The 9,507-nt window shown below is 65.8% G+C and carries 8 protein-coding genes and 1 pseudogene; 2 read left to right on the top strand and 7 right to left on the bottom strand.

Going from position 1 to position 9,507, the window contains the following annotated elements:
• A pseudogene (locus PKA57_RS11110) lies at positions 1–209 on the bottom strand (SPFH/Band 7/PHB domain protein); the annotation flags it as partial.
• 228 nt (positions 210–437) lie between these two features.
• Here PKA57_RS11110 and PKA57_RS11105 point away from each other — a divergent pair.
• Together PKA57_RS11105 and PKA57_RS11100 are read left to right on the top strand one after the other, a co-directional pair.
• Positions 438–809: a hypothetical protein gene (locus tag PKA57_RS11105; protein ID WP_324300518.1), complete on the top strand. Its 372-nt coding sequence runs from the start codon at positions 438–440 to the stop codon at positions 807–809.
• 4 nt (positions 810–813) lie between these two features.
• Complete coding sequence (locus PKA57_RS11100) at positions 814–2,271, top strand: methyl-accepting chemotaxis protein (protein ID WP_324300516.1); 1,458 nt, start codon at positions 814–816, stop codon at positions 2,269–2,271.
• Between the two features lie 35 nt (positions 2,272–2,306).
• Here PKA57_RS11100 and PKA57_RS11095 read toward each other — a convergent pair whose 3' ends face one another.
• The 6 genes from PKA57_RS11095 to PKA57_RS11070 form a co-directional block, all read right to left on the bottom strand.
• Positions 2,307–3,401 carry a zinc-binding dehydrogenase gene (locus PKA57_RS11095; protein ID WP_324300514.1) on the bottom strand — a complete coding sequence of 365 codons (1,095 nt, stop codon included), beginning with the start codon at positions 3,399–3,401 and terminating at the stop codon, positions 2,307–2,309.
• Between the two features lie 106 nt (positions 3,402–3,507).
• Positions 3,508–3,774, bottom strand: a complete 267-nt coding sequence (locus PKA57_RS11090; protein WP_324300512.1) for a SemiSWEET transporter — start codon at positions 3,772–3,774, stop codon at positions 3,508–3,510.
• A gap of 65 nt (positions 3,775–3,839) precedes the next feature.
• Entirely contained in the window at positions 3,840–5,012 is a 1,173-nt protein-coding gene (gene chrA / locus PKA57_RS11085; protein WP_324300510.1) for a chromate efflux transporter, read from the bottom strand.
• A 110-nt stretch (positions 5,013–5,122) separates the two neighbouring features.
• Positions 5,123–6,217 carry an acyl-CoA dehydrogenase family protein gene (locus PKA57_RS11080; protein ID WP_324300508.1) on the bottom strand — a complete coding sequence of 365 codons (1,095 nt, stop codon included), beginning with the start codon at positions 6,215–6,217 and terminating at the stop codon, positions 5,123–5,125.
• A 12-nt stretch (positions 6,218–6,229) separates the two neighbouring features.
• Positions 6,230–7,423 carry an acyl-CoA dehydrogenase family protein gene (locus PKA57_RS11075; protein WP_324300506.1) on the bottom strand — a complete coding sequence of 398 codons (1,194 nt, stop codon included), beginning with the start codon at positions 7,421–7,423 and terminating at the stop codon, positions 6,230–6,232.
• A 167-nt stretch (positions 7,424–7,590) separates the two neighbouring features.
• On the bottom strand, positions 7,591–9,507 hold a 1,917-nt coding region (locus PKA57_RS11070; protein ID WP_324300504.1), incomplete at its 5' end, for an EAL domain-containing protein.

Genomic DNA, 9,507 nt, shown 5'->3' with positions numbered 1-9,507 from the left:
TCGAGCACGGTCTCCATCATGTTGACCTTGGAGCCGATGGCGTCGATGAACGGCGTGATGATGCCGAGGCCCGGCATCAGGCTGTGCGTGTACCGCCCGAAGCGCTCGACCGTATAGACATAGCCTTGCGGCACGACCTTGATCGCCTTGGCGATGAAGATGATGGCGAGAACGAGTATCGCGATGACAAATGCCGTGCCGGTGAACATGAATCAATTCCCTTCCGTTGTCCGCATCCGACTCTAGCGCAACCCCGTGCCCCCGGCAGATTGAAATGATCGGGCCTCCGGCACGCCTTGCCGCACCCCGCAATGCCATAAAAACAACAGTTTTACCATGGGGATTAGCTGTTGGTTAGCAATGACGTGCCACAAGGGGGAAACGTCAGCGGAATAAGGATGTGTGCGGAGCAGATGACCGTGTGTGCCGACGCAGGAATGCCGTCTCGCGCCGGCAGCCGATGGAAAGGCCCGTGCCTCGTCGCGGCAGCGATGATCGCGGGGCTCGGCTTCACGGTCGCAAGCGCCGCCGCGCCCCGGCCCGGCGCCACGAGCGTCGCCGTTGTCTTCATGCCCGGCACCGGCTTCCCCGAGGCGGCGGCGAGACTGGCCACGCTCGATGCCCGCATCATGCGCATCGGCGCCGCCGAGAACATCGTCATCGCCCGTTTTCCGCATGGCTGGTCGCTCCCCGCGCTGTGGAAGACCGGCGCGCTCTTCCCCCTCGATGCGCTACCGGTGGGCGATTGCCTCCTTCCGCGCATGCAGGCTCTCTCCCCGCTCTCTCCGGCAAAAACCGTCCTGGATTAGGCCCATGTCAACGATCGACCGCATCCGCCTCAACTCGCTCCGCTTCCTGATCGCCTATCTGTGGCTGCATGTGCCGCTGCTCGCGCTCGGTGGCATCTGGTTCGGCGTGCCATGGATGTCGGCGACGATCGGCGCCGCCGTCTTCGCCGCGCTCACCACCGCCCTCTGGCGGGCAAACCCGCAAGGCATGCCCGCGCGGATGCTCGCCTCCTTCAGCCTCATGATCATGGCGATGCTGCTGGTCGATGAGTATCGGGGCATGGCGCTTCAGATCGACCTTCACCTCTATTTCATGGCGGCGCTCGCCATGCTCGTCACGCTGGTCGACTGGCGCGCGATCGTCGTGGCAGCGGCCGCCGTCGCTATCCACCACCTCGCGCTCAATTTCATCCTGCCTGAAATGCTCTGGCCCGGCGGCGCGGATTTCAGCCGTGTCCTCACCCATGCCGTCATCGTCGTTCTGGAGACGGCGGCGCTCATCTACGGCGCCTTCCACATGGAGCAGGCGATCGAGAACGCAGACGGCGCGGTCGCCCGCGCCACCGCCGCCGAAGCCGAGGCGACACGGCTCTCGCATCAGCGGGTCGAGGATGAGCGGCGCGCCAGACAGGAGCGCAGGGAGGAGCGCACGCGCCTCGCCGATCATTTCGAGGCCATGGTCGGCCGCGTCGTCGGCTCCATCGGCGAACGCTCGGCCGAAGTGAAGACGACCGCCGAAGCGATGGTCGCGTCCGCGCACAAGACCGACGATCTCGCCGGAAGCGTCGCCAACGAAACCAACCTCGCCTCGACAAGCGTCCAGACCGTCGCGTCAGCGGCCGAGGAACTGTCGAGTTCGATCGGGGAGATTGCGCGGCAGGTCGCCCGCTCGACCGAGATCGCGAGCGAAGCGGTCGCCGAGGCGGAAGCCGCCGACCGGACCGTCCAGAACCTCTCCGAAAGCGCCCAGCGCATCAGCGAGGTGATCGAACTCATCACCAGCATCGCCATGCAGACGAACATGCTCGCCCTCAACGCGACGATCGAGGCCGCGCGCGCGGGCGAAGCGGGACGCGGCTTCGCCGTCGTCGCCGCCGAGGTGAAGACGCTCGCCAATCAGACGGCGCAAGCGACCGAAGGCATCTCGACGCAGATCAACGCCATCCAGTCCGTGACCGAGCAGACCGTTGGTGCCATCGCCTCGATCCGCGGCCGCATTTCCAGCATCAGCGAGATGAGCCAGGCCATCGCAGCCGCCGTTCAGGAGCAGAACGCGGCGACCGGAGAAATCACGAGAAGCACGCATGTCGCCGCCGCAAGCACCGGCGAGGCGGCGAGGACGGTCGATACCGTCCGCGCCGACACGGGCGAGACGGTGAGGACCGCCGAAGCGGTCGCGCACTCCGCGGCCGGGCTGGCGAACGAGGTCGCCACGCTCGGGCACGAAGTGCGTCAGTTCATGGGCTCGATCCGCAGCGCCTGACGGGCAGCGAACGCCTGCCCTTCAGCGCCCATCCTTCAACGCCAGGGCTCGACGAGAATCTTGGCGTGCTGCTCGGGATTGGCGAGATCGGAGAAAGCCTGCTTCACGCCCTCGACACCAACCTGCCCGGTGACGAGCGGCGCGACCTCGATCTGCCCTTCGGCGATGTGGCGAAGGGTCAAAGCGAATTCGTCCGGCGTATAGCCGAGCACGAATTGCATGTTGATTTCCTTGTTGATGCCGAAGAAGGGCTCGATGCGGTCCTGCTCCATGCAGACGCCGACGACGACGATCCGCGCCTCGCGCGGCGCGCCTTCGAGCATCTGCTGAATGATGCCCGGCACGCCGACGCATTCGAAGATCACGGCCGGGCGCATCTTCGGCCCGAGGCCGAGAATGGAGACGACGCTTGTGGGGTCGTAGCCTTCGGGCGTCGCTTCCTCGGTCCAGCGCTTGTAGGGTGAATGTTCCGCCGGATCGACCACGATGTCGGCGCCCATGCGCTCGGCGAGCTTGCGCCGCGCCGGGCTGAAATCGGCGGCGATGATCGGCCCGACGCCCGCGATCTTGAGCCCCGCGATGACGGCAAGCCCGACCGGCCCGCAGCCGATGACGAGGGGGATGTCCTCCTTGGTGAGCCGCGCCTTCTGCACCGCGTGCCAGCCGACCGCCATCGGCTCGGTCAGCGCCGCATGCTCCGCCGACAGACCGTTCGGCACTTCGAGAAGCAGCATCTCGTTCAGCACCATGTTCTCGGCAAAGCCGCCCGGCATCTCGTTGGAATAGCCGACCGGATGCACCTTCGCCTTCTCGCCCGCCACGGTGACGGCGATCGGCACCGAGCAGACGCGCGTGCCGGGCTTCAGCGTCTTCTGCGTGTTGGGTCCGTGATCGAGCACCTCGGCGCAGAATTCATGTCCGAACACGATGTCGCGCTTGAGGTCCATCACGAAGCTCGAGCCCGAGCGCTTCGCCGCATCGACCATGTGATGCGCGTGATGGAACGCATGAAGGTCCGAGCCGCAGATGCCGCAGGCCAGCGTCTTGACCAGAACCTGGCCGTCGCCGGGCTTGGGTTCCGGCATCGTATCGACGACGAGATCGCCATCGCGGAATATGGCAGCGCGCATTTTGTCCTCCCGGATTATGCCCGTTTCTGAATGTCGGTGGCGCTATGCAATCAGGCACCGCGCCATCGCGCAAGTCGTGACATGGCGCGGGCCGGCGAACGTCGCGTCAGCAAGGGTCGCGGCGGCATTTCGAGCGATTGGCGAGTGCGATCAGAAGGATCGGCAGCGCGAAGACGAAGGTGAGCGCATTGGCCGCGATGAGCGCCACATCGCCGAGCAGCACGCCATAGACGAGCCAGAAGAATACCCCGACGACCATGCAGAGATACATGAGCACCGAGATTCCGTCCGTATTCCGGGTTTTGATGGTCTTCCACGCCTGAGGCAGGAAGGAAACCGTCGTCAGGAAGGCTGCGGCATATCCGATATACATGGGCTCTCATCCCGAAGCGCGGCGGCTCCGGCGCCGCCATCTCATCAATAGAGCAGTTCGCAGGCTCATGAAACGAGGATGCCGGCGCCGCCGCAAAGAAGAACGATGGCCCAGACCGGCAGCCGTGTGAACGAAAGCGCCCCCCAGGCGAGAAGCGCGATCCCCGCATCGGCCGGCCCGCGAATGGCCGTCGTCACGATGGGGTCGTAGAAAGCCGCGGCGAGGATGCCGACCACGGCCGCGTTGACGCCCATCATCGCCGCGCGAGCGGGCATGAGATGCGAGAGCCGGACCCAGAAAGGCATGGCCCCCGGCACGAGCAGGAAGGAGGGTCCGAACATGCCCGCAAGGCAGATCGCCGCGCCAATGAGGCCGCGCGGCCCTTCGCTGAGCGCCGCGCCGACATAGGCGGCGAAGCTGAAAAGCGGGCCGGGAACCGCCTGCGCCGCGCCGTATCCGGCAAGGAACACATCCCGCTCGATGAAGCCGCGCGGCACGAGCCCTGCCTCGAGAAGCGGCAGCACGACATGGCCGCCGCCGAAAACGAGCGAGCCCGCCCGGAAGAAGATGTCGAAGAGCTGGAGGCCCGGCCCGCCACCGGCCGCAAGCAGCGGCAGGACAAGGAGAAGCAGAAAGAAGAGCGCGAGCGACAGCGCGCCCGCCTTGCGGCTGATCGCAACTTGCAGCGGCACATGATCGCCGGGCGCCACGGGCTTCAGCACGGCAAGGCCGATGAGCCCGCCCGCAAGGAGAACGCCGATCTGCATCAGCGCGCCGGGCGAGAGGAGCGCCGCTATGGCCGCAGCGGCGCCAAGCGCCAGCCGAGGCGCGTCCGGCGTCAGTGCCCGCCCCATCTGGATGACCGCCTGCGCAACAACGCCGACGGCGGCGAGCATCAGCCCATGCGTGATGCCGCGCGCGACACTGCCTTCGAGGAGCGAGGCGCCATAGGCAACGGCGATGAGCGCAAGGGCCGATGGAAGCGTGAAACCCGCCCAGGCCGCCGCCATGCCGGGCAGCCCCGCGCGCATGAGGCCGAGCCCCATGCCGACCTGGCTGCTCGACGGCCCTGGCAGGAACTGCGCCAGCGCGACGAGATCGGCATAGGCGCGATCGTCGAGCCAGCGGCGGCGCTCGACGAATTCGTCGCGGAAATAGCCCAGATGCGCGATCGGCCCGCCGAAGGAAGTGAGGCCGAGCCTCAGAAAGATTCCGAAGACCTCGCCCGCTTTCCCCATGACCGGCATCCCCCGACGCTCCGGCCAGACGCTATCGAATGGCCCGTGACATTGATAACGCCTGCCACGAGCCATTCAATGCAAGGATTTGCGTCGATGCGGAAATATCGTCAGTCCGCCGCCCAGCCCTGCAGCACGGCCGCATCGTGACGCGCCCGTTCGGGCGAACCGAGCAACTGCCGGTCGAAGCCGATCCGCTTGAACCAGTAGTGCAGGCCGAGAAGATCGGTGAAGCCCATGCCGCCATGAACCTCGGTCGCGGTGCGGGCGACGAAGCGGCCGACCTCCGCAAGATGCGCCTTGGCATGCGCCGCCATGAGCGACGCCTCGCCGGGGATCGCATCGAAGGCATGCGCCGCATACCAGATGAGCGAACGGCCGGGCTCAAGCTCCGCCGCCATTTCGGCGCACATATGCTTCACCGCCTGGAACGAGCCGATGACGCGGCCGAACTGCTTGCGCTCCTTGGCATAATCGACCGCCTTGTCGATCATCATCCAGCCTGCGCCGAGCGTATCGGCGGCAAGCATGACGCGGCCCGCATCGAGCATGCGGCGCGACGTCGTCGCCGCATCGCCAGAGGCGAGCGGCTCGGCCTCGACATCGCTGAAGCCGAGTTCGCCGATGGAGCGCGTCAGGTCGATGGTCGTCAGCCGCTTGCGCGTGAGGCCCGGCGCGTCCGCCCGGACGAGATGGAGGCCGCCCTCACGGTCGCCAACGATGAAGAAATCCGCGCCACCGAAATCGATCGCGAAGAGCGCCGTGCCGTTGAGCTTACCGTTCCGTACCGTGACGCCCGCCTTGTCGCGCGCGCCCGAAGCCCGCTCGGAAATCGCGACGCCGGCAATCGCCTCACCCGCCGCGAGCTTCGGCAGATACGCCTCCTGCTGCGCCCTGCTGCCCGCGCCCATGAGCGCGAGCGGCGCCATGACGGCGCTGGCGAGGAAGGGCACCGGCGCGACATGCCGGCCGAGCGCCTCGGAGACGAGCGCGGCATCGAGCAGGCCGAGCCCCATTCCTCCTTCAGCCTCGGGGATGAGCATGCCCGGCACGCCGAGTTCGACGAGCGCCTGCCAGATGTCGCGGGCATAGTCCTCCCCGCCATCCGCCGCCTTGCGCACGCGCTCGAGCGGCGAGACTTTTTCGAGCGTCCTGTTGACGCTCTCCTGCATCAGCCTCTGGTCTTCCGAAAGTCCGAATTCCATGTCCCGCTCTCCTCAGGCTTTTGCGAGCTTCGGTTCGCGGGGCATGCCAAGGCCGCGCTCCGAAATGATGTTCTTCTGAATCTGCGCCGTTCCCCCGCCGATGATGAGGCCGAGATCGAACATGTAGCGGTGCTGCCACGCGCCATGCGCGCGCAGACGTGGACTGTCGCCATAAAGAACGCCGAGTTCTCCGAGCGCGTCGATGGCGAGCGCGGCGAGCTGATGATTGAGTTCGCAGCCCTGCAGCTTCACGATGAGCCGCTCGATGCCCGCATCCTCCTTCTTCGCCGATGCCGTCAGCAGTCGCAGCCCGTGGAACTGCATGGCGAAGACGCGCGCCTGCAACTGAAGCAGCCGGTCGCGGAACAGCGGATTGTCGATGAGGCGCTCGCCATCGAGCGTTTCCTCATGCATGAGCGCGACGATTTCCTTGAGCCGCGTTCCCGCCTGATTGGGATCGCCGAGCATGCCGCGCTCATGCTTGAGCGTCGCATTGGCGACATACCAGCCCTGCCCGCGGCCCGCGACGATATCCTTCTTCGGCACGCGCACATCGGTGAAGAAGACTTCGTTGAACTCGGCATGGCCCGTCATCGTCTTCAGCGGCCGCACCTCGATGCCGGGCGTCTTCATCGAGAAGATGAGATAGGAAATGCCCTCATGCTTCGGCTTGTCGGGCTCGGTCCGCACGAGGCAGAAGATCATGTCCGCCGCATGCGCCGTCGATGTCCAGATCTTCTGGCCGTTGATGACGAAATCGTCGCCATCCTCCACCGCCTTCGTCTGCAGCGAGGCGAGATCGGAGCCGGAGCCCGGTTCCGAATAGCCCTGGCACCAGACGACCTCGCCGCGAAGCGTCGGCGCGATCCATTTCTTCTTCTGCTCCTCGGTGCCGAGTTCGAGCAGCGTCGGCACAAGCATGGAAATGCCCTGATTGGCGAGCCCCATGGGCACGCCCGCGCTCGAAAATTCTTCGGCGATGATCCGCGATTTCAGAATGTCGGGCTCGGCGCCGTAGCCGCCATACTCCTTCGGGATCGTGCGCGCGGCATAGCCGTGCTCGATCAGGAGGCGCTGCCATTCGAGGGAATCGCCCGAAGGACGCGACACGCCGAAACGGCGCGGCGCCCTGTCGCGATGCTTCGCGATGAAGTCGCGCACCTCCTGCCGGAATGCCTCGTATTCGGGACCATACGCAAGATCCATCACGTCCTCCTGCAACATCGTTCGCCCGCCCCCAGCTTCGTGCGAGGGCGGCTGCATGTCTTGTTTCAAGCAGAATGTAGCTTGGGAACGCCGCCCGTAAAGCCGCGCGAAAGATGCGCCCGCCCTTAACAGGCAAACCCTGCGTCAACCGGGAGAGGAATTCGGGATCAGGCCGCCGAGCCGGGCAAGCCGTGGCGGCGGAGCGTGCTTGCGCTCGCCGCGATGGTCATGACGTCGCGCAGCGCCTCCACGGGATGAAGCCCGTTCGGCGCGTGGCGAAGGAAGACCTCGAACTCGGCCGCCGGCATCGGCCTGCCGAGAAAATAGCCCTGCGCCTCGTCGCAACCCAGCGCGCGCAGGATTTCGAGCTGCGCCACATTCTCCACGCCTTCCGCGAGCACGTTGAGGCCGAGGCTGTGCGCAAGATCTATGATGACCTTCGGAATGATCTTCCCGTCACGCGTATCCGCGATGTCGCGCACGAAGCTGCGGTCGATCTTGAGCCGCTTCACCGGAAATCTCTTGAGATAGGCGAGCGAGGAATAGCCCGTGCCGAAATCGTCGATGCCGATGCCGACGCCGAGACTGCGCAGGCGCCGCAATGTGCCGATGACCACATCGACATCCCGCATCACCATGCTCTCGGTCACTTCGAGTTCGAGATATTGCGGCGAAATAGCGTGGCGCACGAGCGTGTTGGCGACCATGTCGCTGAGATCCGGCCGGCGAAGATCGACCGCCGATACGTTGACGGCGACGCCCACCTTGGGAAGCCCGTCCTCCTGCCAGGCACGGTTTTGCCTGCACGCCTCATCGAGCACCCACCGCGTCAGATCGCCGATGAAGCCGCAACGCTCGGCCACGGGCACGAAGAGATCGGGCGCGATGAGCCCGCGCTCGGGATGCTGCCAGCGGATGAGCGCCTCCGCCCCGCTGATGCGGCCGGAGGTGATGTCGACCTTCGGCTGGTAGTAGAGCACGAACTGTTTCTGCGCGAGCGCCGCGCGGAGATCGCGCTCGATGGAATTGCGCTCCATCACCCGCAGGTGCAACTCGTGACGATAGAGCACGCAGGCGCTCGACCCCTCGAACTTGGCCCGCGAAAGCGCGAGATCGGCATTCTTGAGAAGGACGTCCGGGTCGCGCGCATCCTGCGGATAGAGCGTGAGGCCGACACAGGCCGTCTGATGGATTTCCTGCGCGCCGATGCGGAAGGGCACGCCGACCGCGCGAATGAAGCGATTGGCGCATTCGACCGCCTCGTCCGAGGACATGGCTCCGCGGATGACGACGCCGAATTCGTCCGCGCCGAGCCGCGCGACGATGTCGCCCGGTTTCTGGCAACCTCGCAATATGTCCGCCGTGCGCTGGAGGATCGCGTCGCCGGAATCGTGGCCGAGCGTGTCGTTGATATCCTTGAACTTGTCGAGATTGAGGATCATCACGGCGATCGTCTCGCCGGTGCGGGTGGCTTCCGCGATCTCTTCGGCAAGGCGCGACTTGAGAAAAGTCCAGTTGCCGAGACCCGTCAGGCCATCGGTATGGGCGAGACTGGCAAGCCGGCTTTCGCTCGCGCTCGTGGCCTTGAAGGAATTTGCAAGCGCGCTGGCGACGATGGCGATTTCATCGCCCGGGCTGGTGGAAGGCAGGTCGGGCATCGGTTCGCGCCGCTCGGCGAAACTCCGCAGCGCCTCGATGGGCCCGACGACGATCCGCTGCATGAGGAGCGACACCATCACCATGCCGACGATGATCGCCCCCGTGAGCCACACGAGAACGCTCCATGCCTTCGCCTTCAGGCTTTCGACGAGCGCGGCCTGATCGAGGCGAATGAAAACGGCCGCCGCCTCGCCGCCGGGGAGCGAGACGCGGCGCAGAAACGCCGCAAGACCCGGATCGGCAGTCTCGACAGGCTGAAGTGCCGCCGGCCCGTCGGCAAGGAATTGCCGCAGGTCGCGCCCGGAAAGCGGGCGCGCGGAAAAACCACTCGCCTCATCCTTCGATGTGGCGATGACCCGCCCGCTTTCATCGATGATGGCGACGGCATCGACATGCGACTGCTCGGCCACACGCGCGACGAGATC

It is taken from the genome of Parvibaculum sp., from assembly GCF_035325945.1.
In the GTDB taxonomy this organism is placed as follows: domain Bacteria; phylum Pseudomonadota; class Alphaproteobacteria; order Parvibaculales; family Parvibaculaceae; genus Parvibaculum.
This window is presented reverse-complemented; position numbering and strand designations above follow the sequence as displayed.